Consider the following 24969-nt stretch of genomic DNA (forward strand, 5'->3'; position numbering starts at 1 on the left):
TGTCGGGCCCTCGGAGCAGACTCGGGACATGCCGCCCACGCCCCCGCCGCTGCACGGATCCGCCTCGTCACCCTTCGCGGCCGCGCCGTCATCGTCCGTGGCCCAGCCCGGGCTCGCGAGCACACCCGGCGCCGTCGCCGGGCGCTGCTTCGGTGACGGAGACCCTCTCTACGAGCAGTACCACGACACGGAGTGGGGCGTGCCGGTCCGCGGGGACCAGGCGCTGTACGAGCGCCTGTGCCTGGAGGCGTTCCAGTCCGGGCTCGCGTGGATCACCGTGCTCCGCAAGCGTCCCGCCTTCCGGGCGGCGTTCGCGGACTTCGACCCGGAGCGCGTCGCCCGGTTCGACGACGACGACGTCGCGCGCCTCCTCGGCGACGCGGGCATCATCCGCAACCGGGCCAAGATCGACGCGAGCATCGCGAACGCGCGCGCGGTCCTCGGCCTCTGGGACGCCGGCCAGACGCTGACGGACCTCCTGTGGTCGCACGCGCCGGAGCAGCGCGTGCGGGACCCCCGTGCGGTCACCTACGCCGAGGTCCCGGCGACCACGCCGGAGTCGCGAGCACTCGCGAAGGCCCTGAAGACGCAGGGCTTCCGGTTCGTGGGCCCGACGACGGCGTACGCGGCCATGCAGGCGTGCGGCCTCGTCGACGACCACCTGGCGGGCTGCCCTGTCGTCACCGGCTGACGCCTGCCCGGCTCAGTCCCCGGTGGTCAGCTCCTTGAGCCGGCGCAGTCGAGCCGCCCACCGCTCCTTGTGCTGCGCGACCTCCTCCGACGACGACAGGCCACGGTGCGTCACCGCCACGCGTGTCCGCGGACCGCGCGTGCCCTCGGGCAGCGCATCGGTGCTGAGCAGCACACGTCGGCCGTCGGCGGCGGTCCACCGGACCGTCTTGTGGGGCGTCTGGCCCCGCACCTCGATCGGCTCGTCGAGCCAGAGGTCACGGCGCTCCGGCTCCGTGCACCACGCCCACGCGCTCTCCACCGCCACCGGCACGGTCACGCTCGAGCTGGTCTCGAAGGTGCCGTCCGGGCGCTGCCCCGGCGCCCGCATCCCGCGCGCCTGCTCGTAGCCGACGGTGAGCGACTGGCACCACCAGGCGTCGACGCCGTGCTCCTCCCCCAGCCAGCGTGCGATCCGCGGGTGGGTCCACGCCGTCGCGCCGGCCTCGTCGAGAGCCGTGAACCACTCCTCGCGGCTGCGACCGGTCCGCTCCCGGACCGCCTCCTCGCTCACGGCGTGCTCGTGCCGCCGCACCGGGTCCTTGACCATCAGCGGCTCCTGTCGTCGGTCCGCAGCACGGCGGCGCGCGCGGCGAGGGCGTGGACGATCGGGACGTCGGCGTCGAGCCACGGCACGTCCAGCCAGGCCCCCTGGTCGAGCCACCGCACGGCGTCGTGCTCGACGAGCGGCTCCGGGGAGCCGTCGACGACCACCGCCGTCCACAGCCGCATGACGTGACGGGTCGTGATGCGCCATCCGTCCGGCTCCGGGGCGACGATCTCCTCACCCAGCTCGACGCGCACCCCGAGCTCCTCGACGAGCTCGCGGTGCAGGGCCTCCTCCGGCGTCTCCCCCGCGTCGACCTTGCCGCCCGGGAACTCCCACCGGCCGGCGAGCGTGAGGGGGCGCCGTCGGCGCGCCGCGAGCAGCCGCCGGGGGACCACCAGGTCGTCCACCAGCGCGGCCGCCACGACGACGACCGGGGCAGGGCGCTCGGACATGTCCAGATTCTCGCAGGTCGGACGAGCCGCTATCCGCGACGTGGGCGACGCCACGGTGGGACCCGCCCCGGTCATGGCGCCCTGTGCCAGTCCCCCCGGCTCCGGGTGGCGAGCTCGTCGGCGACGGCGTGCGGGTCCTCGCTCCTCGCACCCCGCAGGACCCCGCCCAGCAGGGCGGCCGGGAACGCCGGACGCTCCAGCACGAGGACGTAGAGGTCCACGACCCTGCCGACGCCGGCCTCGGCGACGACGAGCCGGTTCAGGCGGCACGCCTCCTCGGCCGTGCTGCGCTGCGCGTCCCGACGGCTGATCTCCCCCAGCCCTCTCGGCGAGAACGTCCGAGCGAGGTCCGGCGAACCGCCGACGTACCGGACGACCCCCGCCTGCACCAGCGCGAACACCCCCGGCCGCCGGGGCAGGCGGCGCTGCGGCTCGATCCGCCCGAAGGGTCCACGGGCCCATGGCGGGTAGCGCTGCTCGACGGCCGCCATCCCCTCGAGGGGCTCCTGCGTCAGGACCTCGCCGTACTGGTCACGCTCCACCACCAGCACACCGGCGTGGTCCAGGGAGCGGCCGGCGAGGACGATGCGCTCGGGGGCCCAGTGGTCGTCCGCCGGAGAGGGCACGGCCGGACGATCCACGCTCACCTGCCAACGACCTGGGGCTGCACGGGCCCGGGGGAGAACCACGTGGCCCCGACAGTACCCGCGAACGGGGCGGCCCCTCGGGGCCGCCCCTCACCCGGGCTGACCGGCGCGCGTCGGAGAAGAGGTCAGCGCAGGCCGAAGGCGCGGGCGCACGCCACCGCGTCGGCCCGCGTGGAGACGCCGAGCTTCTTGTACACGCTGCGCACCTGCGACTTCACCGTGTTGCGGGTGACGAAGAGCTTGCTCGCGATCTCCTCGAGAGTGACGTCCTCGTCCAGGTTGGACAGGATGACGCGCTCGCGGCGCGTGAGGGGCTCGCCGAGGCGATGCGTGGTGACGTCCGCCTGAGTCGACATGGTGACCTCCTGGGGGCGACGGCGCTCCTGCGCGCCGTGCGTGCTCGTGGTGACACCGGGTGAGAGCACGCGCAGCCTCGGCCATGACGCGGTTTTCACCCCCGACATCGCCCGCGAGCCGTTGCGCGGACCGACAGGGAGCGGTAGAGCGGCGTCGTGGCGACGCGAAACCGCAGGTCAACGCGTTGCGACACACACAGGTCGCGCTCCAGGTCGGTTCACCCGGATGGAGCAGCGCCCCGAGGCAGGTCAGGCCTGGACGAGCGCCCCGTACTCCTCCGCCGAGAGCAGACCGCTCGCGTCGGAGACCTCGACCTTGAAGAGCCACCCCTCGCCGTACGGGTCGGTGTTGACCAGGGAAGGGTCGTCGACGACGGCCGCGTTCACCTCGGCGATCGTGCCCGAGACCGGCGAGAAGATCTCCGAGACAGACTTCGTCGACTCGACCTCCCCGCACACGGACCCGGCGGTCACCTCGGCGCCGACCTCCGGCAGCTCGACGTAGACGAGGTCGCCGAGCGCGTCCGCGGCGTGCCGCGTGATGCCCACGGTGACGGGCGTTCCCTGCGCCACCCACTCGTGCTCGGCGGTGTACTGCAGGTCGGCGGGGATGGCGTCGCTCACGTCGGCTCCAGTGCGGTCGGTGCGGGTCTCGTGCAGGTCAGGTCAGGCAGAGGTCAGTCAGGACGACGGTAGAAGGGCAGGGCCACCACGCGCACCGGTTCGGCCCGGCCGCGCACGTCGACGGCGAGCTCGGTGCCGACCGCGCTGACCTCCGGTGTCACGTACGCCATCGCGATCGGGTGGCCCAGGGTGGGTGAGGGTCCTCCCGACGTCACCACGCCCACGCGGTGCTCGGAGCCGGGCCGCCGCACCTCGTGACCGTGCCGTGCCGCCCGGCGGCCCAGGCCCTGCAACCCCACGAGCACGCGCGACGGCTCCGAGCCGCCGCGCGCCGCGAGCGCCTCGCGCCCCACGAACGGCAGCGGGGCGCCGTCGTCGTCGGTCTTGTCCAGCTTGACCACGCGGCCGAGGCCGGCGTCGTGGGGCGTCGTCGTGCGGTCCAGCTCGTGGCCGTACAGCGGCATCCCCGCCTCGAGGCGCAGCGAGTCGCGGCACGCGAGGCCGGCCGGGACGAGCCCCTCCGGGCGGCCGGCGGCGAGCAGCGAGCGCCACAGCGCGACCGCGTCCGCCGCGGCGACGTACAGCTCGAAGCCGTCCTCACCGGTGTACCCCGTGCGGGCGACGAGCGCCTCCACCGTGCCGCCGTCGACGGCGAACCGAGCCCGCGTGCACGCGTAGTAGCGCAGGGCCTCCAGCGCGGCGCGGTCGTCCTCGACGACCAGCCCACCGACGATCCCGGCCACCGCCGGACCTTGGACGGCGACGAGCGCCGTCGTCGTCGCCTCGGGGCCCGCCGGGTCCTCCGTGCCCGTGCCGACGCTGCCGTCGACCCCGTGCTCGGTGCAGCGCTGCTGCAGCTCCGCCGTGACGACCGTCGCGTTGGACGCGTTCGCGACGACGAGGAACTCCTGCTCGCACGTGCGGTAGACGATGAGGTCGTCGATGATCCCGCCGTCCGGCTGGCAGATCATCGTGTAGCGCGCCCGGCCGACGGCGAGCCCGCTGATGTTCCCGACCAGCGCCAGGTCGAGCGCGCGGCCCGCCTCGGGACCCGTGACGCTGATCTGACCCATGTGCGACAGGTCGAACAACCCCGCGGCCGCGCGCACCGCCTGGTGCTCGGTGAGGTCCGAGGTGTAGCGCAGGGGCATCGACCACCCGGCGAAGCCGGTCATCGTCGCGCCGAGAGCGCGGTGCTCGGCGTCGAGCGGGGTCAGCCGCAGGGCCTCGACGCCGTCGTCGGTCGCGGGGGACGTCTCGTCGCTCACACGTACTCCTCGATCGGCGGGCAGGCGCACACCAGGTTGCGGTCCCCTGCAGCCTGGTCGATCCGACGCACCGGTGGCCAGTACTTCGCGGCACGCAGTCCCGGGACCGGGAACGCGGCGACCTCGCGGCTGTACGGCAGGTCCCAGCCGTCCGCGACGACGGCGGCCGCGGTGTGCGGGGCGTTGCGCAGCGGGGAGCGCGCGAGCTCCCACTCCCCCGCCTCGACCCTGTCGATCTCGCCACGGATCGCGATCATCGCCTCGCAGAACCGGTCGAGCTCACCGAGGTCCTCGCTCTCGGTCGGCTCGACCATCAGCGTGCCGGCGACGGGGAAGCTCAGCGTCGGGGCGTGGAAGCCGTAGTCCATGAGGCGCTTGGCGACGTCCTCGGCGGTGACGCCGGTGCGCTTGGTGATGTCACGCAGGTCGAGGATGCACTCGTGCGCGACCCGGCCGTTCGGGCCGGTGTAGAGCACCGGGAAGTGCTCGCGCAGGCGCGTGGCGACGTAGTTGGCCGACAGGACCGCGACCTCCGTCGAGCGCCGCATGCCCTCGGCACCAAGCAGCGCGACGTACGCCCAGGAGATCGGCAGCACGCCGGCCGACCCGAAGGGCGCCGCGGAGACCTGCGTCGCCCCGCGCCCCGGGAGGAACGGCACGAGGTGCTCGGCCACCGCGACCGGTCCGACGCCGGGACCGCCGCCGCCGTGCGGGATCGCGAACGTCTTGTGCAGGTTGAGGTGCGACACGTCGCCGCCGAGGTCGCCCGGCTGCGCGAGCCCGACGAGCGCGTTGAGGTTCGCGCCGTCGATGTAGACCTGCCCGCCCGCCTCGTGGACGAGCGCGCAGACCTCGCGGACGTGCTCCTCGTAGACGCCGTGCGTCGACGGGTAGGTGATCATGATGGCGGCGACCGTGTCGCCGTGCTGGTCGAGCTTCGCCTTGAGGTCCGCCAGGTCGACCTCGCCGTCGGGCGCCGTGCCGACGACGACGACGCGCATCCCCGCCAGCACCGCGCTCGCCGCGTTCGTGCCGTGCGCGCTGGCCGGGATGAGGCAGACGGTGCGGCCCTCGTCGCCGCGGGAGCGGTGGTAGCCGCGGATCGCCAGGAGCCCGGCGAGCTCGCCCTGGGAGCCGGCGTTCGGCTGGACGCTGACGGCGGCGTAGCCCGTGATCTCGGCGAGCCAGCGCTCGAGCTGGGCGATGAGCTCGGCGTAGCCCTCGGCGTGCTCGGCCGGGGCGTACGGGTGGAGGTTGGCGAACTCCGGCCAGGAGATCGCCTCCATCTCGACAGCGGCGTTGAGCTTCATCGTGCAGGAGCCGAGCGGGATCATCGTGCGGTCCAGCGCCAGGTCCTTGTCCGCGAGGCGGCGGAGGTAGCGCATGAGGGCGGTCTCGCTGCGGTGGCGGTGGAAGGTGGGGTGGTCGAGGAACGGCGTGCTTCTACGCAGGTCTGCCGGGATCGAGGTCGTGGTCGGGTCCGCTCCGGCGCGGGGGGACGGTGCCTCACCCCCGGTGAGGGCTTGGACCAGCGCTCGCGTCACCGCCTCGACGTCCCTGTCGCTCGTGGTCTCGTCGGTGGTGAGACTGATGTGGTGCTCGTCGACGCGGCGGATGGTGTAGCCGGCGTCGAGGGCTGCGGCGACGGCCTCGTCCGCACGGCCCTCGGTCTTGACCAGGACCGTGTCGAAGAAGGCGTCGTGGACGACCGTGAGGCCGCCGGCGCGGAGGGCGTCGGCGATGGTGGTGGCGCGTGCGTGGACCGTCTGGGCGATGTGGGTCAGGCCGTCGGGGCCGTGGTGGACGGCGTACATGGCGGCGACGACGGCGAGGAGGGCCTGGGCCGTGCAGATGTTGCTCGTGGCCTTCTCGCGGCGGATGTGCTGCTCGCGGGTCTGCAGGGCGAGGCGGTAGGCCGGGGCGCCGTCGGCGTCGGTGGAGACGCCTACCAGGCGACCAGGGAGGCTGCGCTCGAGGCCGCCGCGGACCGCCATGTACGCGGCGTGGGGGCCGCCGTAGAAGAGCGGGACGCCGAACCGCTGCGCCGTGCCGACGGCGATGTCGGCGCCGAGCTCGCCGGGGCTCGTCAGGAGGGTGAGGGACAGCAGGTCCGCGGCGACGGTGACGAGGGCGCCGCGCTCGTGCGCCTGCTCGACGATGCCGCGCAGGTCGCGGATGCGTCCGGAGGTGCCCGGCTGCTGCACGACGACGCCGACGACGTCGTCGGGCAGGTCGGTCGGCAGTCCGTCGGTGAGGTCCGCGACGACGAGCGGCAGACCGAGCGCCTCGGCGCGCCCGCGCACGACGGTGAGCGTCTGCGGGTGGCAGTCCGCGTCGACGACGACGGCGCCGTCCGGCTTGCCCTTGACCGCGCGACGCATGAGCAGGACGGCCTCCGTGACGGCGGTCGCCTCGTCGAGCAGGGACGCGCCGGCGACGGGCAGGCCCGTGAGGTCCTCGATGACGGTCTGGAAGACGAGGAGCGCCTCGAGCCGCCCCTGGCTGATCTCCGGCTGGTACGGCGTGTAGGCCGTGTACCAGGCGGGGTTCTCGAGGACGTTGCGGCGGATCACCGGCGGCGTCACGGTGCCGTGGTAGCCCATGCCGATCATCGTCGGGAGGGCGGTGTTGCGGGCCGCGAGCGCGCGGAGGTCGCGGAGCACCTCGGCCTCGCTGCGCGCAGGCGGCAGCTGCAACGGCCGGGGCTGCCGGATGCTGGCGGGGACGGCCTCGTCGACGAGCGCATCCAGGGACGGGGCGCCGACGGTCTCGAGCATGCGGTCGAGGTCCGCGGCGCGGGGGCCGACGTGCCGGTCGACGAAGCCGTCGGCGGCGGGGGTGCGGCTGTGGTTCACGGGAACTCCCCAGGGCTGTGCCCGGCGCGCGCCGGGACGAGGGTGTGGGTTCCCCGCTCTGTCATCCGCGGCGGGGCCGCGACCTGAGAGTTTTGCCGGTCCGCCATGGCCGGTCTGCGTGTCGCAGGGGCCCGGGGCGCGCCGACTTGCACCGTCGGTGGGGCGACGTCATCGGACGCCTGCCCGCTTTCCAGAGTTGCCTCACCGTGGCGGTACGTGGGCCTGAGAGATTCCCGGGGAGGTTGCTCCTTCGGCGCCCGGCTGCCTGGGTGGGCAGCGAGCTCTCCCGTCACGGTTCGAGCAGCGATTCAGTTGTGGTGGCTCGGAGGGCAAGCGTACTCGCCGTCCCGAGCGGCCCTCAGAGGGAAGCTGTGTCCGCACCGTCCCGACGCGCGTCCGGGCCGGGTGGTCCGTCCGCGCGGTTTCTGCGAGACGCTCCGGGGATGAGCAGGCCGCCGCTCAACCCGACGAGCCCGATGAGAACGAGACGCACCCACAGTGGCCAGTTCTCGCCCTGGCGATCACGCCGGCTGCCCCGCCGCGAGGACGTCCTCGAGCTGACGGCACCGCTGCAGTGCGCGCCGCTGCGTCGTGGTCGTGACGCGCAGCCGGCGCTCTTCGTGGTCCGGACTGTGGACCACCAGGTACCAGAGCAGCGCAGACCGACCCCGGACCAGCGCGCCGTCGTAGCGCGCCGCCCTCACGTCGACGGGCCGGCCGCGGTCGAGCACCGTGGTGCGGAGCCACCCGCGGACGACGACGGCCTCCGGCGCGACCCACACCCCGACGAGCGGGGCTCGGCCCAGGAGCCACACGGCGTTCACGAGCAGCGCCGCGGCCAGGAGGGCGAGCCCCGCGCTACCTCGGGCTTCGGCGCCCGTGAAGGAGCACCCAACGAAGGTGCACCGGAGCGTCCCGAGCGACACCTTCACCTCCACATCACGGAAGAGCGACTGCGCGAAGTCGGCATGGGCGACGAATCCCGCGGTGCGGAGTCCGGAGAAGTCGCACCGGATGAACACAGGCTGGGCACGCTTTCCCATCACGAGTCGAATCCCTGAGCGCCAGTACGACTGCTCACCCCTGATGGCGAGCTCTTCCCAGTGGAGACCTCTGCAGTCGACGTCGCGCACGGTGGCGGCGCCCGTGATGTCCAGTGAACGGCCTCGTGTACCTGCCATCGTGCCGAGTTGAATGGCGTCGATGGTGACATCTCTGCCGCGGGGCAGATTCATGCTCCTCCTGGCGTCCTGGACAACCGGTCGGGACGCTACCGCACCGCCTCCCGCGACTTCCGATGTGATAGCCGTGCCGTGTTCTTCCCCTTTCGAGTGTTCCGACTTACTGCTCGACGGTGGGCCGGGCGCTGGGGTGACCGGCCTGGTGCCGTTCCGGAACGCCGAACTGCAAGCGGTCTAGCATCGGCGAGGTGGTTCGGTACCGGCGTCCCGTCACAGGCACGCACTTGCTGAGCGCGCCCGAGATGCGATTGCTGCATCCGGCGGAGCGCGCGTCAACGGCGACGACGAACGCGCACGACGAGGGCGCCGGCTGCGGCTTCGACAACGGAAGCGCCGATGCCTATGTCGAGCGTTGGGTCGAGGTCGACGCGGGTGCTGGAGCAGTGCTGACCTGGTTCGCCGCACGCTTCCTTGACCTCGGCTGGGCGACAGACGGCCCGCTGCCGACGGGCGGTGCGGCGTACGTGCGCTTTCGTCGGGACCCGGACGAGCGACTCGGGGTGCTGCTGCAGGGCATGGGCGACTGGATGAGTCAGCCCGATCGGGCTGTGACGTGGGAAGCGGGCGTCAACTCGATGAGAGTTCACCTCGCGGTGGACGGCGCGTTCCCTCATGGCTCCACAGGTTTCCACGTGGGGTAGATGCCGTTCTCGCGCCCGACGGAGCGAGGGCTCACGCCCGCCGCACAGGCCCTACCGAGCGCCCTCGTCCGTGTGCAGGTCGCGCTCCAAGCCCTCCAGCACCAGCTCCAGGCCGTACTCGAACTCGTCACCGAAGTCGTACCCCGGCTGCAGGGCGTGACCGGCGACGAGCTCAGCCAGGTGCGGGAAGTGCGCGGCCATGTCGGTCGTCTCCGCGAGGCCGTCGGCGATCTCCTGAACACCCTGACCCGGGCTGATCGGGAGGCTGACCTCCTGCGCCAGGAAGCCGTACAGGTGCGCGTCCACGAGCGCGAACGCGTGCGCCGTCATGGGGAGGGAGAAGCCGGCGGAGCGCAGCACGGCGATGACGGCGTCGAGGTGCGCGAGCGTGCCGCGGCCGGGCCTGCTGCGCGCGTTCATCAGCGGGATCACCCAGGGATGGCGCCGGATCACCGCCCGCGCCGAGTGCGACCGACGGCGCAGCTCGTCCTTCCAGTCCGCCCCGGCCACGGGCGCGTAGAACTCGGCGTAGATACGGTCGACGACGCCGTCGAGCACGTCGTCCCGGTTCGGCACGTGGTGGTACAGCGACATCGCCTCGACGCCGAGCACCCGGCCCAGGGCGCGCATCGTCAGCCCCTCGACGCCCTTGTCGTCCGCGAGCGCGATCGCCGCGCCGACGATGCGCTCGCGGCTGAGCGGTGTGCGGGTGCCTGCGGGCACGGCGCCTCCCGTCGTCGTCCACTCGCCGATCTGACGACTTACACCATAAGGCTTGACGGCTCTTACGGCGTAAGACTAGCGTCCGTCCACATCAGCCTTACAGCGTCAGGGAGTCGCCATGTCGTCGAGTCAGCCCGCCCAGCAGGCAGCCGCGACCAGTCGCGGCCCCACCATTCGCGCCGCTGTCCGAGCGGAGTACGGCGGCCCGGAGGTCGTGGAGGTCCGCGACGTGCCGACGCCCGCCCCGAGCCGTCGCCAGGTCCTCCTCCGCGTCGTCGCTGCGGGCGTCGACCGCGGCCAGGTCCACATGATGACCGGCACGCCGAGCGTCATGCGGGTGGCCACCGGTCTGCGGCGCCCCCGGCAGTCGGGCCTCGGGCTGGAGGTCGCCGGCATCGTCGAGGCCGTCGGCCCGGACGTGACGGGACTCGCGGTCGGCGACACGGTCTACGGCGCCGCGACGTCGTCGTTCGCCGAGCGTGCCGTCGCCGACCCCCGCAAGCTCGCGCGGGTCCCGACGGGGGTGGACCCGGTCCGGGTCGCCGCGCTGCCGGTCTCCGGCCTCACGGCCCTGCAGGCGCTGCGCGACGTCGCGCGGGTGCAGCCGGGCCACCGCGCCCTCGTCATCGGCGCCTCCGGAGGGGTCGGCTCGTACGCGGTGCAGCTCGCGGTCGCGATGGGCTGCGACGTCGTCGGCGTGTGCAGCGCCGCCAAGGCGGACCTCGTGCGCGCGCTCGGAGCAACGGAGGTGATCGCCCACGACGAGCAGGACCTGCCGACCGACGGGTCGTTCGACGCCGTCCTCGACATCGCCGGCGGGCGACCGGTGACCCGGCTACGGCAGGCGCTGCGCTCGTCGGGCACCCTCGTGCTCGTCGGTGACGAGACCGGCGGCCCCGTCACCGGCAACCTCGGCCGCCAGATCCGCGCGAGCCTCGCGTCGCTCGTCGGCCGCCGCGGACCGCGGGTGCGGATGTTCGTCTCGTCAACCCGCACAGCGGACCTCCAGGAGCTCGCCGGCTACGTCGAGCGCGGGCAGGTCCGGCCGACCCTCCAACGCACCTTCCCGCTCGAGGAGACGGCCGCCGCCCTCGCGCACGTCCAGGAGGGCCGGGTCCGCGGCAAGGTCGTCGTCCAGGTGTCGAACGAACGCTGAGAGGGCCGGCCTCAGCCCTGCCAGGCGGCGATGCGGTCCAGCGCCTCGTCCACCGCCGCCTCCCCCGCCGCGAAGGACAACCGCACCCACCGGGCGCCGTCGACCGGGTCGAAGTCCGTCCCGGGCGTCAGCGCGACGCCCGTCTCGGCCAGCAGCCGCGCGCACCAGCCGACGGAGTCGTCGGTCCCGACGTCCGCGTAGAGGTAGAACGCACCGTCGGGCGGGGCGACGGACCAGCCCAGCGCCGGCACCCGCCGCAGCAGCAGGTCCCGCGCGGCCGCGTACCCGCGGACCCGCTCGTCCGCCTCCGCGTACGACTCCTCCGTGAACGCCGCGAGCGCCGCGTGCTGCGCCAGCGCCGGCGGGCACAGCGCGAGGTTGCCGGCGAGCGCGTCGACCGGCGGCACGAGGTCCGGCGGCAGCACGAGCCACCCCAGCCGCCAGCCCGTCATCCCCCAGTACTTCGAGAAGCTCGAGACGACGACGGCGCCCTCGTCCGCCCGGCCCGCGGCCGTCGCCCCGCGCCCCGCGTCGCCGTAGGTGATGCCGTGGTAGATCTCGTCGCTGACCAGCCGGACCCCGTGGTCCGCGCACCAGCCGACGACGGCGTCCAGCTCGGCCCCGGTGACCATCGTCCCCGTGGGGTTGGCCGGGCTCGCGAGGACCAGACCCGCGAGCGGGGCGTCGTCGTGCGCGGCGGCGAGCTGCGCCGTCGTCGGGCGGAAGCCGGTCGCGGGACCGCAGTCCAGGTCGACCACATCGACGCCCAGCGACGTGAGGATGTTGCGGTACGCCGGGTAGCCGGGGCGGGCCAGCGCGACGCGGTCCCCCGGCTCGAACGCCGCCAGGAACGCGAGCAGGAAGGCTCCCGAGGACCCGGTCGTGACCACGACGCGCGCCGGGTCCAGGTCGACGTCGTACCAGCGGCCGTAGTGCCGGGCGAGGGCCGCACGGAGCGCCGGGGTGCCGATCGCCTCGGTGTAGCCCAGGTCGCCGTCGGCGAGGAGACCCATGGCCGCGGCGCGGACGGCGGACGGTGCGCCCGACGCCGGCTGACCGGCGCACAGGCTGATGACGGACTCGCCGGCGACCGCGCGGGCGTTGGCCGCCGCGAGGACCTCCATGACGGCGAACGGTGGCACCTGCGAACGTCGGGCGATCCTCATGGCCCCATGGTGCCGGGTGCGCCCGGCGCACCGCCCCGGGGTGCCGTCAGAAGTCGAACAGGTCCTCGAGGAAGGCCTTCTTCTTGCGCCGCTTGTCGTAGCGGGGGTCGTACCCGCCCTGGCGCGGGTCGTAGCCGCGCTGGTCCCGGTCACCGCCGTACCGCGGGTCCCCGGACCGCGGGTCGCGACGCGGGTCGTACCCGCTGCCGTACCCCGGGTCCGGGCGGACGTCACCGAAGCGCGGTTGGAAGCGCGGGTCGTGGTGGTCGGGCCGGTACTCGCCCGTGGCCGCGTCGAGCGCCGACTGCGCCGCGACCGGGGCCGTGGACCGTTCGATGATCTTGTCGAGCTCTCCGCGGTCGAGCCACACACCGCGGCACGTCGGGCAGTAGTCGATCTCGATGCCCTGGCGGTCGGTCATGACGAGCTCGACGCTGTCGACGGGGCAGCGCATCGGGTCCTCCTCGGTCGGTGGTCGCCGGGCTGGCGAGGCACGAGCATCCCACTGACTCGACGCTCAGGACGGTCCGGTTGTTCCCGCCGCGCGGTCCGCGAGCGCACGACGGACGTGCTCGACGATGCCGTCCGCGGCCGCCTCGACCTCCGCGAGCGTCGTCTCGAAGCCGGCCTGGTCGCCGTACCACGGGTCGTCGACGTCGAGGGCGTGCTCGGGCCCGTCGGTCGGTGCGGCCGGGTCGAAGGAGCGGTACATGCGGATGCGCTCCGTCACGCCCGGCTCCTCGTGCGCGATCCGGCGCAGTGCGCGGGCGTGGCTCGCCGTCATCGCGAGCACGAGGTCGTGCGCGGCGAGGTCGACCGCCGTCACCTGCCGGGCGCGGCGACGCGGCACGTCGTAGCCGCCGGCGCGCAGGGCCACCTGGGCGCGGTGGTCGATGGGGTTGCCGTGCTCCTCGTCGCTCACCCCGGTCGAGTCGACGACGACGGCGTCGCCGAGGCCCGCACGCTCGAACCGGTCCCGAAGGACCACCTCGGCCATCGGGGAGCGGCAGATGTTGCCGGTGCAGACGGTCATGACGCGGTAGGGGCGGCTCACGTGCCCATTGTCGCGGACGGCCGGCACGGGCGGACCTCTCGCGGCGCCGGCCGACCCCAACCCCTCCAGGCCGCATCTCTGCGTCCGATCCGCATGTCGCACCGTGCGGATCGGACGCACGGTGGCGGATCAGACGCGGGGTGGGGCGGGCGGGGGGCGCCGGCGGGCAGGAGAAAACCCGTGGGCTCCTGGTCTGGGACCAGGGTGTCGCGATGGACGAGTCACGACCCCCACGGGCTCCGGCGACTGCCTGGGTCTCGCTCGCCGCTCGAGGCGGGTCGGGACCGGAAGCACTCCGTCCGATGTTCTCGGGCGACTAGCGGACAGTCACCTCACGCGTCCTGGATGTATGCACCGTCGGACCACCTCCTTTCCCGTGTGGCACGACGGTAAGCCGCCGTCGGCCGTCTGCCAAGAGTTTTCGCCACGGTGCGCTCCCCAGGTGCCCCCCGTATGGTCGGGTCGTCCGGGCCGCTGACGTCCGGCGCGCCCGTCTGCCCCCGCACAGGACCCAGGACCGCATGCCTCGTCCCACCCGGACCGCCCTCGTCGCCGTGGTCGCGCTCGCCCTTGCTGGTTGCTCCGTCGTCGCGCCCGACGGCGAGCGCGAGTCGCTGCCGACCGCCACGCCGACCCCGACGCCCGAGCCGCCGACCGTCCACCAGGGCGAGGTGAGCGTGCCGCCGGACGCGACGACCGTCCTCGACGCCGCCGACCCGGTCGCCGCCGCCCTGCGCACCAGCGAGACGCTCTTCGCCTCCGCGCCGGTCGCCGTCGTCGCTCCGGCCGACGACGTCGCGGCGCAGCTCCGGGCGGCGTCCGCGGCCGTCGCGCTCGGCGCGCCCCTCCTGCTGGACGCTGCCGACGACGGCGCCGCGGCCGAGGCCGGCGAGGGCACCGAGGACGGGTCCGGGGACGCCGCCTCGCCCGCGCCGACCCCCTCGCCGGACGCGTCCGACGAGAGCGCCCCGCCCACGGACGCCACCGCGGCCGAGCTGGACCGCCTGGAGGTCCTGGCCGTCCTCACCGTCGGTGAGGTGACGGTCGACGCCACGGAGGACGTCGTCGTCGTGGCCGCCCCGCAGGACGACGCCGCCCTCGCCGAGCTGCTCGGGACGGAGCTCGGCGCGGCGACGCCCGTCGCAGCCGGGGGCGAGGCGACGTCGGTCGCGGGACTGGACCGCGCGGCGCCCGCGCTGCTGGCGCTCGAGGGCGCGGCGCCCCCGGCGCCCGGCGCCGAGGACGAGACCACCGGGTCGGGCACCGAGGCTCCCGGGGCGACACCCGGCGCGACGCCTGGGACCTCGCCCGCGCCCTCCCCCTCGAGCGAGGAGGACGAGGCGCCCGAGGACGAGGGCAGCGAGGAGTCCACCGACGACGCCCCGGCGGAGGCATGGCCCCTCACCGAGCTGCCCGAGGCGCCGGAGGCGGCGACGCTGCTGGTCACGGGCGGGACGCAGGACCTCGCCCCCACGGCGACGGCCCGTGCGGCGGGGCTCGCCGTCGTCGCCGTGCCCAGCGGCGACCCTCGTGCGACGAGCGCGACGGTGCAGGCCGTCGCGGCCGCCGCGCCGCAGACCGTGGTGGCCCTCGGACCGGCCTTCGGGACGCCCGAGGAGCTGGCGTGGAAGGTCCGGACCGCGGCGACCGGGGTCGAGCTGCCCGGCGGCGGCCAGGTGCTGTTCCCGGGTCGGCGCATGGTGGCGCTGTACGGCACGCCGGGGACGTCCGCGCTCGGCATGCTCGGCGAGCAGGACCTGCCGGGCAGCATCGCTCGTGCCCAGCAGCTCGCCGCGCAGTACCAGGCCCTCACGCCGGACGTCGTCGTCCCCGCCTTCGAGATCATCGCGACGGTCGCGGCGGCCGAGGCGACACCCGACGGCAACTACTCGCGCGAGCTGCCCGTGGAGTCGTTCGTGCCGTGGGTCGAGGCGGCACGGGACGCCGGCGTCTACGTCGTCATCGACCTGCAGCCGGGGCGCACGGACTTCCTCACCCAGGCGAAGATGTACGAGCCGCTGCTGCGGTACCCGAACGTCGGGCTCGCGCTCGACCCGGAGTGGCGCCTCGCGCCGGACCAGGTGCACCTGCGCCAGATCGGTTCCGTCGGGATCGACGAGGTCAACACCGTCGCGGACTGGCTCGCCCAGCTCACCCGGGACAACGCGCTGCCCCAGAAGCTGCTGGTCCTGCACCAGTTCCGGCTGTCGATGGTGCAGGAGCGGGAGCGGCTCGACATGTCGCACGAGGAGCTCGCCCTCATGGTCCACGTGGACGGGCAGGGCTCCCAGCCGGCGAAGCAGGACACGTGGAGCGCCCTGCGGAGGACGGCGCCCGAGGGGCTGTGGTGGGGCTGGAAGAACTTCGTCGACGAGGACCTGCCGATGCTGACGCCGGAGCAGACGTACGGCGGGGTGCAGCCGGTGCCGGACTTCGTCAGCTACCAGTAGCGCGGAGGTGCCTGCCCGGGACGGGCGGCACGCACGGACCGACGCGCACCCGGACAGCACAGAGCCCGGCGCACCCCTCGGGGCGCCGGGCTCTCGTGTGCTGAGGGTGTCAGGCGGTCCTGACCTGGTTGGGCAGGAAGCCGAGGAGCGCCCGCTCCCCGGCGATGGCGGCCCACCGGGCCACGAGCTGCGGCGGCACTGCCGCGGTGACGTCCTCGCGAGCGGTGGAGGCACCGGCGTTGGCGACGGCGAAATCACCCATGATGACCTGCTTCCGTTCGGCAGCCCGGCTGACCCTGGTGGTCCCGTGGCTTTGCGTCCCCGCCTTTCGACGGGTTTGCCTTGTCGCTGACAACGGAACTCTCCACCCGTGACTTGAGTGTTGTCAGCAGGTCAAAGATCGACATCACCCTTTCGGACCATGGTTTTCACCCGCTGGTCGGCGCGTCGCCGAGCACCTTGCGCTCCAGCGGACGGTTCGCCGGGCCCTGGAGCACCTCGCCGTCGATGCCGAACCGCGAGCCGTGGCAGGGGCACTCCCACGCCCGCTCGGCGTCGTTGAACCCGACGAGGCAGCCCAGGTGGGTGCATCGGGCGGACACGGCGTGCAGGTCGCCGGCGTCGTCGCGGTAGACGGCGCAGCGCTCACCCTCGACGCGGAGGACCGCACCCGACCCCGGCTGCAGCTCCTCCGGCGAGGCGACGTCGGACCGCTTGAGCCGGTCCCCGATGAAGTGCTTGGCGACGTTCACCTGCAGCTTCGCCATCGCCGGAGCGTCCCGCGGGTGCAGGCGTCGCGGGTCGTACAGGTCGGCCCAGAGCAGCGGGTCGCCGCCGATCTGGGACGCCAGCAGGCGCCCGCTCATGACCCCGGTGCTCATCCCCCAGCCGCCGAACCCGGTCGCCACGTGGACGTGGTCGGACCCCGGGTGGAAGGGCCCGACGAACGGCACCTTGTCCGTCGACGTGATGTCCTGCGTCGCCCAGCGGTGCACGATCTCGGCGCGGGGGAAGCGCTCGGTCGTCCACGCGGCGAGCCGTTCCCACCGGTCCTCGACGCCGGACTCGCTGGGGTTGAAGTGCTCGCCGGTGACGATGAGGAGGCGTCGTCCGTCGTCGTACGGGGCGGTGCGCACGGAGCGGGTGTTCTGCTCCTCGGTGATGTAGATGCCGCGCGGGTCGTCCGCCTCCGGGATCGTCGCGGCGACGACGAGCTCGCGGCGGGGCGTGAGCCGGGCGAAGAGCATCGCGCGGTCGTACACCGGGTAGTGCGTCGCGACGACGACGTGCTCGGCGGTGACCGTCGCGCCGTCCTCGGTGGTGACGCGGCAGGGCTCACCCTCGTCGAGCCCGACGGCGCGCGTGCGCTCGAAGATGCGCCCGCCCCGCCGGACGACGTCCTCCGCGAGCCCCAGGAGGTACTTGCGCGGGTGGAACTGCGCCTGGTCCTCGACGCGGACGGCACCGGCGACGTCGTAGGGCAGGTCGGTCGTCGTGACGTACGAGGCCGGGAGACCGGCGTAGCGGGCCGCCTCGACCTCGTCGGCGAGCTGCTCGAGCTCGTCCGCGGACTCCAGGTACGTGTATGCGGGCACACGCTCCAGCTCGCAGTCGATGCCGAGCTCCGCGGCAACGTCCCACACGTGCTGCACGGCGTCGAGCTGGGAGCGTCCGTAGTCGCGCGCCGCCTGCTCGCCGGCCGAGCGGCGGATGTGGTCGTAGATGAGCGTGTGCTGCGCGGACAGCTTCGCCGTCGTGTGGCCGGTGACGCTCTCGACGATCCGGTCCGCCTCGGGGACGGCGACGCTCCGGCCGGCCCGCGTCAGCTCCCACGCGGTGCAGATGCCGGCGATGCCACCCCCCACGACGACGACGTCCACCGTGAGGTCCCCGGGCAGGGACGGGTACGGCGTCCCCGGCGCCGAGCGGATCCAGTACGACTGAGCACGTCCTGGCAGCATCTGGGGCCTCCTGGTGTCGGGTGCTGCCATGCTGCGCCGGGAAGATCACCACGGCAACCGCTCACCCGGGCCGTGCGACGGTGGCCCTGTCGGGGGACTCCCTCAGCGGCCCCGAGCCGGATGCTCAGCCGATGGCCGCGGTTCCCTCCAGCACCGTCACGGTGCCGCCGCCCACCCACACCTGGCCGCCGACGCGCTCCACCGCGACCCTGCCGGCGCGTCCCAGTGCGGTGCCCTGCGCGGCGACGTACCGCTCCGGCACACGCCCCGCCTCGATGAGCCACTGCCCGACGGCGGCGTTGAGCGAGCCGGTCACCGGGTCCTCGGCGAACCCGCCGGGCCTGGGGAAGAACCCGCGCACCTCGAGCGCGACGTCGCCGCCTGCGTGGGGCCCGACGACGCCCACGAACCGCTCCCCCAGCACGTCCGCCCGGGGTCGCACGGCCAGGACGTCGTCGGCGGAGCGCAGGAGGACGGTCTGCCAGGGCGGGCCGTTGTCGCACCAGGCGTGGTCGACGACGTCGCCGCGCGCGAGTCCGAGACCCTCGGCGATCGCCCGGACGTCGTCCTCGTCGAGCGGACCGGTGCGCCGCCGACCGGGCGCCGCGAACGCCAGGACGCCGTCGTCGCCGCGACGCACGGGCACCAGCCCGGCGCCGCACTCCTGGACGACGACGTCGCCGCGGGGCGTCCCGCCCGCCGCGAGCCACGCGTGGCACGTGCCGAGCGTCGGGTGTCCGGCGAACGGGAGCTCGCGGCCCGCGGTGAAGATGCGGACGGCGTAGTCGGCGTCGGGATGCGTCGGGGGCACGAGGAACGTGGCCTCGGAGAGGTTGGTCCAGTCGGTGAAGCGCTGCATCTGCTCGGTCGTCAGGCCCTGCGCGTCGAGGACGACGGCGACGGGGTTGCCCAGCAGCGGTGCGGCCGTGAAGACGTCGACCTGGGCGAAGCGGCGTGCGGTCATGACGGGGACGCTAGCGCCGCCGGCCCCCGTCGAGGCGGCGATGCCCGCATGACGACGGCGGTGCACCCGGCCCGGTGCACCGCCGTCGTGGTCGCCCGTCCCACCCCCTCCGAGGGGACGGACGACCCCTGCTCGCGCCTCGTCAGCGCTCGAAGGTCATGCGTCTCCTGGCGGCCAGGAGCGGGGTGAGGTCCAGGACGTCCGCGAGGCCGGCGGGGCCGCCGTCCGCGTCGGACGGTGCGGTGCGTGCGGGGGACCCCGTCAGTGGGGTCAGCGGGGTCGGCGGGACGCGCTCCGGCACGGCCGCGGCCTCCAGGGACGTGATGGCGCGTCGGACGACCTCGGCGACGGTCATGACCCTCGCCGCGGCTGCGTGGCTCCCGGCGGCGGGACGCGACGCCGACCGCGGGACGGTCGGCAGCATGACGACCGTGCTCATGGGGACACCCCGAGACGCATGAGCTGCTCCTCACCGACCGATGCCGCGCGGTACGCGCAGGCACCCTCCTGATCGGGTGCCCGGGTCGGGGTGTGAAGAGGTTCTGCGCCCGTGCCCGCCCCGGTGGAGCGAGTTCACCCGCTCGGGCGGCCCGGTGGCGGCGGTGCGTGCGCCTCGGAGGAGCTCGCTCTGAGCGTGAGGGCGGTCGCCCGGAGGGGACGAGGGCGGGCTCGACGTCGAGCGGCGTTCAGACCGCGACGTGCTGCCGCGCCGCGGGCGCGACGAGCGCGTCGTGCTGCGGCGAGCGCTGCGTCGGCACGTGCGCGACCGTCGTGACCGTGGTCGACGACACCGCGCGCGCGGCCACCTGCGCGAAGTACGCCCGACGACGACGCTCCGCGACGCCGGCGGGACGGTCCGCGACGGGCACGAGCTCAGGGTCGAGGCTGGCGTTGATGCCGTCCTTGAGGAGTCCGAGCGCCTCGGTGCGGAGCTGGCTGATGCGCGACTGCGTCACGCCCAGCTCGTCCGCCAGGTCCGAGACGGGCCGGTCGTGGAAGAAGAGCTGCTCGACGACGTAACGGAGCCGCTCGGGCAGGGCGGCCACACCGGCACCGAGGAACTGCAGGCGCTCGTTCACGAGGAGGCTCTCCTCCGGACCCATGGTCGTCGTCGCGACGGTGTCGGCGATGGAGCCGTCGAACCCCTCGATCGAGAGGACCCGCGTCTCCGCGGCACCGCGCGCCACGTCGACCTCCTCGACGGCGACTCCCATGGCCTCGGCGAGCTCGTTCCGCGACGGCGTCCGCCCCAGGGTGCCGGTGAGCTCGTCCGTGAGGGTGGTGATACGCCGCGCCCGCTGCCGAGCGCCGCGGGAGACCCAGTCCATCGAGCGCAGCTCGTCCACCAGCGCGCCCCGGATGCGCAGCGCCGCGTACCGGGCGAAGGGGACCCCGGTCGACTCGTCGAAGGAGCGGGCGGCGCGGACGAGAGCGAGGTGGCCGGCCGAGACGAGGTCGCTCCGCGAGACGTAGCTCGGCACGCGGGCGAGCATCGCGTTCACGTGGTAGCCGACGAGCGCGAGGTTCTCGGTCACGAGAACGTTCGTCGGGTGCTGGGTCGCTGCCGTGGGAGCCATGGACCGGTTTTCGGGGTGGATGAGCCCCCGCTTGAGGCGCAGCAGAGGGTGAATGCTGCCTAGCGGCGCTCACCCGATCGAATGACATCGGTGCAGTTCAGCGACCTTGTCCGCGGTTGTCTGGAACCGTCCGATTTTGAATACGGACACAACGGATGGGTCGGGAACTTGACGTGATCTTTATCACAATCGCCGCTGTACCCCGTTCGGACCACGTGGTGGACAGGCACGACGCCCCAGGCACAGCTGCGAACCCATCACATGCCGCTGCGCGCGTCCGATGAGTCCTCGTGACCGGGAAGGTCGAGGGCCCGGTCCAGGACGAGGGGGATCGTCGATGGCGTTGAACGAGCTGTCCGCCGCGCTGTGGCGCGAGCGCCGGCTCCTCGAGCTGCTGCTGTTCAAGCTCGACGAGCAACGCCTCGTCCTCGTCGACGGGCGCACGCAGTGGCTCGAGTACACGACCGACGAGATCGAGAGCGTCCTCGAGAAGGTGCGGGGCGCGGAGCTCGGCGTAGCCGTCGAGGTGCAGGACGCTGCTCTGGCGCTCGACCTGGATCCGGACTGCAGCCTGGCCGACCTCGCGGAGGCGGCACCCGCACCGTGGGACGACCTCCTCCACGACCACCGGCGCGCCGTCGTCGGGCTGGTCGAGGAGATCCGAGCCCTGCGCGAGACCAACAGTGGGCTGCTCACGACGTCGCACCGCTCCGTCCAGGAGGCGCTCACGGCCCTGGAGGACGCGGTGGGCACGGACGACGCGACCGACGACGCGACGGACGGCCCCGCCGACGGCAGCGCTCACGTGCTCGACCGGACCCGGTGAGGCGGCGGTGAGCACCCCGCGTCGCTCCGGCCCTGAGGCGGCCGTGGGCACCTCGCCCCGCTCCGGCACGCTCGATCGTGGGCACCGCAGGGCGTCCGCGGTCCTCGCGGCGGTGGACGAGCTCGTCGAGGACCTCGGTCGCGCCTCGGGTTCCAGCGCGACCGCAGGGCCGACCGAGGAGGACGCCGAGCTTGCGTCCGTCGTCCTCGAGCTACGCCATCAGGAGGCGCTCCACCGCGCCGCCCTCGAGGTGACGGACCGGTTGCTGCCGTCGAGCCTGCTCGCGCTGATCCGGTAGGACTGCGCGCGCGGCCCCGACCGAAACCGCCCCGCGACGACGGCGCAGTCGGGGCGTGCCCGTCGGCTCCGCCGTGGCCTCAGGCGACGCGGGTCGGCGGCACCTGCGTCTTTCCCGGGTCGCGCTCGGCGAGGTGCCCGACCGCGTCGTCGATCGCCGCCATGACGTACTCGTCGAGCTCGATGCCCGACGCGCGCACGTTGTCGCGCACCTGCTCGGGCCGGGACGCGCCGATGATCGCCGACGCGACGTTCGGGTTCTGGAGCACCCAGGCGATCGCCAGCTGCGCCATCGTGATGCCCAGGTCGTCGGCGATCGGCTTGAGGGCCTGGACCCCTGTCAGCACCTCGTCGTTCATGAACCGCTTGATCATGTCCGCGCCGCCCTTCTCGTCGGCGGCGCGGCTCCCCTCGGGCACCGACTGCCCGGGCTGGTACTTGCCGGTCAGCACGCCCTGGGCCACGGGCGACCACACGATCTGCGACACGCCGACCTCCTCGGACGCCGGCACCACCTCTGCCTCGATGACGCGCCACAGCATCGAGTACTGCGGCTGGTTCGAGATGAGCTGGATGCCCAGCTCCTGCGCCAGCGCGTGCCCGGCCCGGATCTGGTCCGCCGTCCACTCGCTCACGCCGATGTACAAGGCCTTGCCCTGCCGGACGACGTCGGCGAACGCCTGCATCGTCTCCTCGAGCGGCGTCTCGACGTCGTACCGGTGGGCCTGGTACAGGTCGACGTAGTCGGTGCCCAGTCGGTGCCCAGTCGGCGCAGGGAGCCGTGGACCGACTCCATGATGTGCTTGCGGGACAGCCCGGTGTCGTTGGGGCCCTTCGGGCCCGTCGGCCAGTAGACCTTGGTGAAGATCTCGAGCGACTCCCGACGCTCCCCCCGGAGGGCGTCGCCGAGCACCTCCTCCGCGACCGTGTTCGCGTAGACGTCCGCGGTGTCGAACGTGCTGATCCCGGCCTCGAGCGCCGCGCGGACGCACTCGACGGCCGTCTCGTTCTCCACCTGGGAGCCGTGCGTGAGCCAGTTCCCGTAGGTGATCTCGGAGATCTTCAGGCCGCTGTTGCCGAGGTACCGGTGCTGCATGGTTCGCTCCTGCGCGTCGTCGTTCGGGTGGCGGTGCGGGGTGGCCGCGGGCTGCCGTTCAGGCCGATTCGACCACACGGCGCCGACACGCGCCGTCGATCGAGAGACGGAGCGGCTGCCGGCCGGCGTCGCGGTCGGTCAGCGCTGCGGAGTGACGGTGCCCGGGACGGCGCAGACGTCGCCCACGCACCCCGGCCCGTCGCCGCCGAGCAGCTGGAAGCGCGGCGCCGGTGACTCGGCCTCGTCCGGAGGCGTCGTCGGCCAGGCGTCGACGTCGATCACGGCGTCCGCTCCCTCGCTCATGCCCGCGCTCCACCCGTGCCCGCACCCTGCCGGTCCGCCGTGACCTGGGCGAGGGCCTGGGCGAAGACCTCCGCGTCCTGCGCACCGGACACGCCGTAGCGCCCGTCGAGGACGTAGAACGGCACGCCGGAGATGCCGTAGGCGCGCGCCTGGGCGAAGTCCTGCTCGACCGCGTCCGCGTAGCGGCGGTCCGCCAGGGCGGCACGGACCTCGTCCGGGTCGAGGCCGACCTCGGCGGCGAGCTCCGTCAGCTCCTCGGCGCGACCGACGTGGCGACCCTCCACGAAGTACGCGCGGAACAGCCGCTCGACCATCGCGCCCTGCAGGCCGTGCGCGGCAGCGAGGTGCAGCAGCTCGTGCGCCCGGAGCGTCGTCGTGTGCTGGGCAGCGTCGAAGTCGTAGCTCAGCCCCTCGGCGGCGGCGATGTCGGTGACCTGGACGAGCATGCGCTCCACCTGGTCGGCCGGCATGCCCTTGTGGCGGGCGAGGAAGTCCGCGACGGTGCCGCCGAAGTCCTCGGGCGTGTCCGGCGAGAGCAGGAACGAGTGGTACGTGACCTCGACCTCGAGGTCGCCGCCCTGCTCGCGGTAGCGCTCGACGCCCCGCTCGAAGCGACGCTTGCCGATGTAGCACCAGGGGCACACGACGTCGGACCAGACGTCCACGGAGATCACAGCGCTCATGTCACGGTCGAACCGCGGCGGCGCGCCCGGCATTCCGTCGTGCGTGGTGAGGCGGCTCTCCTCCGGTCGCCGCCCGGATGTCGTCGCGGACCGTGTCGGACCGCGCTGCTTCACTGGGGAGATGCCCGACCGCCCACCGCCGACGACGGCGCACGACGTCGCCCTCCTGAGGCTGGTCGCCCAGCGCCTGGCCGGACCGCGCGCCGGCACGCCGCGCGAGGCGGTGGCCCACCTCACCGCCGTGCAGAGCCAGGACCTGCCCGGAGCACTGCGGTCGGTGGCCCTGCGGACGGGCAGCACCGTCGCGGACGTCGTCCGGGCTGTGGACGGCGGCGAGGTCGTGCGCACGTGGCCGATGCGCGGGACGCTCCATCTCGTCGACTCGCGGGACGCGCTCTGGATGGTGCCGCTCATGGCCGGACGGCCCCGTGCCGCTGCGGCGCAGCGACGGGGTCAGCTGGGACTCACGGACGAGCACGTCGAGAAGGCCGGGGTCGTGCTCACGGCGGCGCTCACCGGTGGTGCAGGCCTGAGCCGCCAGGAGGTGCTGGCGCTGTGGACGGACGCCGGTCTGCCGACGGCGCAGGGCGCCGGCTACCACCTGCTCGCCTTCCTCGCCCAGACCGGCGTCGTGTGCCTCGGGCCGTTCCGCGCCGGTGAGCAGGTGTTCGTCCTCACGGCGGAGTGGGTCCGGGACCCGCGTGTCCTCGGGCGGGACTTGGACGAGGAGGAGGCGCTCGCGGAGATCGCGCTCCGCTACGCGCAGGGCCACGGTCCGTCGAGCGTCCAGGACCTGGCGCGCTGGACCGGCCTGCCGCTCGGCCACGTGCGACGTGGGCTGGCGTCCGTGGCGGAGCAGCTGTCGACGCTCGAGCTGGACGGTCGAGTGCTGCACGTCGCGCCGGAGCTGCTCGACGCCTTCCCGGCGCACCGTGAGGACGCGCGTCGGACCATGCTTCTGCCGGGCTTCGACGAGATCGTGCTCGGCTATGCCGACCGGTCCGTGACCGTGGCGCCCGAGCACGCGGACCGGATCGTCCCCGGGGGGAACGGCGTGTTCCGGCCCACCGTCCTCCACGACGGCCGTGCCGTCGGCGTGTGGCGGGTCGTGGGGTCGGGGAAGCGGCGGCGCGTGGAGGCGGAGCCGTTCGGCCGGTGGCCGCGTGGGGTGGCGGCGGAGGTCGAGCGGCTCGGGGCGTCGGTCGTCGACGAGGGGGCAGCGACAGGCGGAGGGTGACGAGGAACGAGGCGACGTGATGCGCCTCTCGAATCACCCGAGTCCGCGACCTCGCCTGGCGCCATGGGCTTCGAACGATGAAGGGCCATGGGTTGCGGGGCTTCCTCCACAGC

The 24969-nt window shown here is 73.7% G+C and carries 26 protein-coding genes, 1 pseudogene and 2 riboswitches; of the genes and pseudogenes, 7 read left to right on the forward strand and 20 right to left on the reverse strand.

The annotated features are described in order from the left end of the window. The first annotated feature begins 28 nt into the window (after positions 1 to 28). Positions 29 to 691 (forward strand): DNA-3-methyladenine glycosylase I, encoded by a 663-nt coding sequence (locus LG379_RS16620; RefSeq protein ID WP_225755703.1) that lies wholly within the window; start codon positions 29 to 31, stop codon positions 689 to 691. Between the two features lie 12 nt (positions 692 to 703). On the opposite strand, the gene LG379_RS16625 is transcribed toward LG379_RS16620, so the two are convergent. From LG379_RS16625 to LG379_RS16660, 8 genes are all read right to left on the reverse strand, one after another. Continuing rightward, the gene (locus LG379_RS16625; RefSeq protein ID WP_225755704.1) at positions 704 to 1279 is read right to left on the reverse strand and encodes a DUF4287 domain-containing protein; all 576 of its coding nucleotides are present in this window, start codon (positions 1277 to 1279) and stop codon (positions 704 to 706) included. Next, positions 1279 to 1731: an NUDIX domain-containing protein gene (locus tag LG379_RS16630; protein ID WP_225755705.1), complete on the reverse strand. Its 453-nt coding sequence runs from the start codon at positions 1729 to 1731 to the stop codon at positions 1279 to 1281. Before LG379_RS16630 ends, LG379_RS16625 begins: the two co-directional genes overlap by 1 nt. 71 nt (positions 1732 to 1802) lie before the next feature. Beyond that, positions 1803 to 2357: a hypothetical protein gene (locus LG379_RS16635; protein WP_225755706.1), complete on the reverse strand. Its 555-nt coding sequence runs from the start codon at positions 2355 to 2357 to the stop codon at positions 1803 to 1805. Positions 2358 to 2503: 146 nt separating this feature from the next. Continuing rightward, on the reverse strand, positions 2504 to 2734 hold the full coding sequence (locus LG379_RS16640) for a helix-turn-helix transcriptional regulator (RefSeq protein WP_225755707.1): 231 nt from the start codon (positions 2732 to 2734) through the stop codon (positions 2504 to 2506). Positions 2735 to 2983: 249 nt separating this feature from the next. After that, positions 2984 to 3358: a glycine cleavage system protein GcvH gene (gene gcvH / locus LG379_RS16645; RefSeq protein ID WP_225755708.1), complete on the reverse strand. Its 375-nt coding sequence runs from the start codon at positions 3356 to 3358 to the stop codon at positions 2984 to 2986. A 53-nt stretch (positions 3359 to 3411) separates the two neighbouring features. Next, positions 3412 to 4626, reverse strand: coding sequence for a glycine cleavage system aminomethyltransferase GcvT (gcvT, locus tag LG379_RS16650; protein WP_225755709.1), 1215 nt, complete (start codon positions 4624 to 4626; stop codon positions 3412 to 3414). Continuing rightward, positions 4623 to 7481, reverse strand: coding sequence for an aminomethyl-transferring glycine dehydrogenase (gcvP, locus tag LG379_RS16655; protein ID WP_225755710.1), 2859 nt, complete (start codon positions 7479 to 7481; stop codon positions 4623 to 4625). Before gcvP ends, gcvT begins: the two co-directional genes overlap by 4 nt. 200 nt (positions 7482 to 7681) lie before the next feature. Continuing rightward, a riboswitch (glycine riboswitch) is annotated at positions 7682 to 7780 on the reverse strand. A 222-nt stretch (positions 7781 to 8002) separates the two neighbouring features. Then, entirely contained in the window at positions 8003 to 8524 is a 522-nt protein-coding gene (locus tag LG379_RS16660; RefSeq protein WP_225755711.1) for a hypothetical protein, read from the reverse strand. A 386-nt stretch (positions 8525 to 8910) separates the two neighbouring features. Between LG379_RS16660 and LG379_RS16665 the strand changes: the two genes are divergently transcribed. Then, positions 8911 to 9363, forward strand: a complete 453-nt coding sequence (locus LG379_RS16665; RefSeq protein WP_225755712.1) for a hypothetical protein — start codon at positions 8911 to 8913, stop codon at positions 9361 to 9363. A gap of 51 nt (positions 9364 to 9414) precedes the next feature. Here the strand turns inward: LG379_RS16665 and LG379_RS16670 are convergent, their stop codons facing one another. Next, the gene (locus LG379_RS16670) at positions 9415 to 10086 is read right to left on the reverse strand and encodes a TetR/AcrR family transcriptional regulator (RefSeq protein ID WP_225755713.1); all 672 of its coding nucleotides are present in this window, start codon (positions 10084 to 10086) and stop codon (positions 9415 to 9417) included. 118 nt (positions 10087 to 10204) lie between these two features. Between LG379_RS16670 and LG379_RS16675 the strand changes: the two genes are divergently transcribed. Continuing rightward, positions 10205 to 11242, forward strand: coding sequence for an NAD(P)-dependent alcohol dehydrogenase (locus LG379_RS16675; RefSeq protein ID WP_225755714.1), 1038 nt, complete (start codon positions 10205 to 10207; stop codon positions 11240 to 11242). A gap of 11 nt (positions 11243 to 11253) precedes the next feature. Here the strand turns inward: LG379_RS16675 and LG379_RS16680 are convergent, their stop codons facing one another. The 3 genes from LG379_RS16680 to LG379_RS16690 form a co-directional block, all read right to left on the reverse strand. After that, on the reverse strand, positions 11254 to 12408 hold the full coding sequence (locus LG379_RS16680; protein WP_225755715.1) for a pyridoxal phosphate-dependent aminotransferase: 1155 nt from the start codon (positions 12406 to 12408) through the stop codon (positions 11254 to 11256). 46 nt (positions 12409 to 12454) lie between these two features. Beyond that, positions 12455 to 12862: a zf-TFIIB domain-containing protein gene (locus LG379_RS16685; protein ID WP_225755716.1), complete on the reverse strand. Its 408-nt coding sequence runs from the start codon at positions 12860 to 12862 to the stop codon at positions 12455 to 12457. 63 nt (positions 12863 to 12925) lie between these two features. Next, a complete protein-coding gene (locus tag LG379_RS16690) occupies positions 12926 to 13462 on the reverse strand; it encodes a low molecular weight protein-tyrosine-phosphatase (protein ID WP_304522802.1) in 537 nt (178 codons plus the stop codon). Between the two features lie 521 nt (positions 13463 to 13983). On the opposite strand from LG379_RS16690, the gene LG379_RS16695 reads away from it, so the two are divergent. Beyond that, the gene (locus LG379_RS16695; protein ID WP_225755717.1) at positions 13984 to 15912 is read left to right on the forward strand and encodes a hypothetical protein; all 1929 of its coding nucleotides are present in this window, start codon (positions 13984 to 13986) and stop codon (positions 15910 to 15912) included. A 109-nt stretch (positions 15913 to 16021) separates the two neighbouring features. On the opposite strand, the gene LG379_RS16700 is transcribed toward LG379_RS16695, so the two are convergent. The 5 genes from LG379_RS16700 to LG379_RS16720 form a co-directional block, all read right to left on the reverse strand. Beyond that, the gene (locus tag LG379_RS16700; protein WP_225755718.1) at positions 16022 to 16174 is read right to left on the reverse strand and encodes a hypothetical protein; all 153 of its coding nucleotides are present in this window, start codon (positions 16172 to 16174) and stop codon (positions 16022 to 16024) included. Between the two features lie 15 nt (positions 16175 to 16189). Then, positions 16190 to 16264, reverse strand: a riboswitch (cyclic di-GMP riboswitch). Positions 16265 to 16340: 76 nt separating this feature from the next. After that, positions 16341 to 17873, reverse strand: coding sequence for an FAD-dependent oxidoreductase (locus tag LG379_RS16705; RefSeq protein WP_225755719.1), 1533 nt, complete (start codon positions 17871 to 17873; stop codon positions 16341 to 16343). Between the two features lie 124 nt (positions 17874 to 17997). Further along, positions 17998 to 18837 carry a PhzF family phenazine biosynthesis protein gene (locus tag LG379_RS16710; RefSeq protein WP_225755720.1) on the reverse strand — a complete coding sequence of 280 codons (840 nt, stop codon included), beginning with the start codon at positions 18835 to 18837 and terminating at the stop codon, positions 17998 to 18000. Between the two features lie 142 nt (positions 18838 to 18979). Then, the gene (locus LG379_RS16715) at positions 18980 to 19276 is read right to left on the reverse strand and encodes a hypothetical protein (RefSeq protein ID WP_225755721.1); all 297 of its coding nucleotides are present in this window, start codon (positions 19274 to 19276) and stop codon (positions 18980 to 18982) included. Positions 19277 to 19523: 247 nt separating this feature from the next. Further along, positions 19524 to 20414, reverse strand: a complete 891-nt coding sequence (locus LG379_RS16720) for a sigma-70 family RNA polymerase sigma factor (protein ID WP_225755722.1) — start codon at positions 20412 to 20414, stop codon at positions 19524 to 19526. Between the two features lie 337 nt (positions 20415 to 20751). On the opposite strand from LG379_RS16720, the gene flgN reads away from it, so the two are divergent. Next, a complete protein-coding gene (flgN, locus tag LG379_RS16725; RefSeq protein ID WP_225755723.1) occupies positions 20752 to 21240 on the forward strand; it encodes a flagellar export chaperone FlgN in 489 nt (162 codons plus the stop codon). 7 nt (positions 21241 to 21247) lie between these two features. After that, positions 21248 to 21538, forward strand: a complete 291-nt coding sequence (locus LG379_RS16730) for a hypothetical protein (protein WP_225755724.1) — start codon at positions 21248 to 21250, stop codon at positions 21536 to 21538. A 79-nt stretch (positions 21539 to 21617) separates the two neighbouring features. Here the strand turns inward: LG379_RS16730 and LG379_RS16735 are convergent. The 3 genes and pseudogenes from LG379_RS16735 to LG379_RS16745 form a co-directional block, all read right to left on the reverse strand. Further along, positions 21618 to 22633, reverse strand: a pseudogene (locus LG379_RS16735) (aldo/keto reductase family protein). A gap of 138 nt (positions 22634 to 22771) precedes the next feature. Next, complete coding sequence (locus LG379_RS16740; RefSeq protein ID WP_225755725.1) at positions 22772 to 22936, reverse strand: hypothetical protein; 165 nt, start codon at positions 22934 to 22936, stop codon at positions 22772 to 22774. After that, positions 22933 to 23619: a DsbA family protein gene (locus tag LG379_RS16745; protein ID WP_225755726.1), complete on the reverse strand. Its 687-nt coding sequence runs from the start codon at positions 23617 to 23619 to the stop codon at positions 22933 to 22935. Before LG379_RS16745 ends, LG379_RS16740 begins: the two co-directional genes overlap by 4 nt. Positions 23620 to 23740: 121 nt before the next feature. Here LG379_RS16745 and LG379_RS16750 point away from each other — a divergent pair, with 121 nt between their 5' ends. After that, positions 23741 to 24856 carry a winged helix DNA-binding domain-containing protein gene (locus LG379_RS16750; RefSeq protein ID WP_225755727.1) on the forward strand — a complete coding sequence of 372 codons (1116 nt, stop codon included), beginning with the start codon at positions 23741 to 23743 and terminating at the stop codon, positions 24854 to 24856. Positions 24857 to 24969: the final 113 nt, after the last annotated feature.

This window comes from Actinotalea sp. Marseille-Q4924 (genome assembly GCF_916618755.1).
GTDB lineage: Bacteria > Actinomycetota > Actinomycetes > Actinomycetales > Cellulomonadaceae > Actinotalea.

Coding starts and splice junctions, on each gene's coding strand:
- LG379_RS16630 (WP_225755705.1), bottom strand. CDS start 1,731: ATGTCCGAGCGCCCTGCCCCGGTCGTCGTCGTGGCGGCCGCGCTGGTG.
- flgN (WP_225755723.1), top strand. CDS start 20,752: ATGGCGTTGAACGAGCTGTCCGCCGCGCTGTGGCGCGAGCGCCGGCTC.
- LG379_RS16705 (WP_225755719.1), bottom strand. CDS start 17,873: ATGCTGCCAGGACGTGCTCAGTCGTACTGGATCCGCTCGGCGCCGGGG.
- LG379_RS16750 (WP_225755727.1), top strand. CDS start 23,741: ATGCCCGACCGCCCACCGCCGACGACGGCGCACGACGTCGCCCTCCTG.
- LG379_RS16625 (WP_225755704.1), bottom strand. CDS start 1,279: ATGGTCAAGGACCCGGTGCGGCGGCACGAGCACGCCGTGAGCGAGGAG.
- LG379_RS16675 (WP_225755714.1), top strand. CDS start 10,205: ATGTCGTCGAGTCAGCCCGCCCAGCAGGCAGCCGCGACCAGTCGCGGC.
- LG379_RS16680 (WP_225755715.1), bottom strand. CDS start 12,408: ATGAGGATCGCCCGACGTTCGCAGGTGCCACCGTTCGCCGTCATGGAG.
- LG379_RS16620 (WP_225755703.1), top strand. CDS start 29: ATGCCGCCCACGCCCCCGCCGCTGCACGGATCCGCCTCGTCACCCTTC.
- LG379_RS16715 (WP_225755721.1), bottom strand. CDS start 19,276: ATGAGCACGGTCGTCATGCTGCCGACCGTCCCGCGGTCGGCGTCGCGT.
- LG379_RS16710 (WP_225755720.1), bottom strand. CDS start 18,837: ATGACCGCACGCCGCTTCGCCCAGGTCGACGTCTTCACGGCCGCACCG.
- LG379_RS16745 (WP_225755726.1), bottom strand. CDS start 23,619: ATGAGCGCTGTGATCTCCGTGGACGTCTGGTCCGACGTCGTGTGCCCC.
- LG379_RS16700 (WP_225755718.1), bottom strand. CDS start 16,174: ATGGGTGATTTCGCCGTCGCCAACGCCGGTGCCTCCACCGCTCGCGAG.
- LG379_RS16740 (WP_225755725.1), bottom strand. CDS start 22,936: ATGAGCGAGGGAGCGGACGCCGTGATCGACGTCGACGCCTGGCCGACG.
- LG379_RS16640 (WP_225755707.1), bottom strand. CDS start 2,734: ATGTCGACTCAGGCGGACGTCACCACGCATCGCCTCGGCGAGCCCCTC.
- LG379_RS16685 (WP_225755716.1), bottom strand. CDS start 12,862: ATGCGCTGCCCCGTCGACAGCGTCGAGCTCGTCATGACCGACCGCCAG.
- LG379_RS16695 (WP_225755717.1), top strand. CDS start 13,984: ATGCCTCGTCCCACCCGGACCGCCCTCGTCGCCGTGGTCGCGCTCGCC.
- LG379_RS16660 (WP_225755711.1), bottom strand. CDS start 8,524: ATGGGAAAGCGTGCCCAGCCTGTGTTCATCCGGTGCGACTTCTCCGGA.
- LG379_RS16720 (WP_225755722.1), bottom strand. CDS start 20,414: ATGGCTCCCACGGCAGCGACCCAGCACCCGACGAACGTTCTCGTGACC.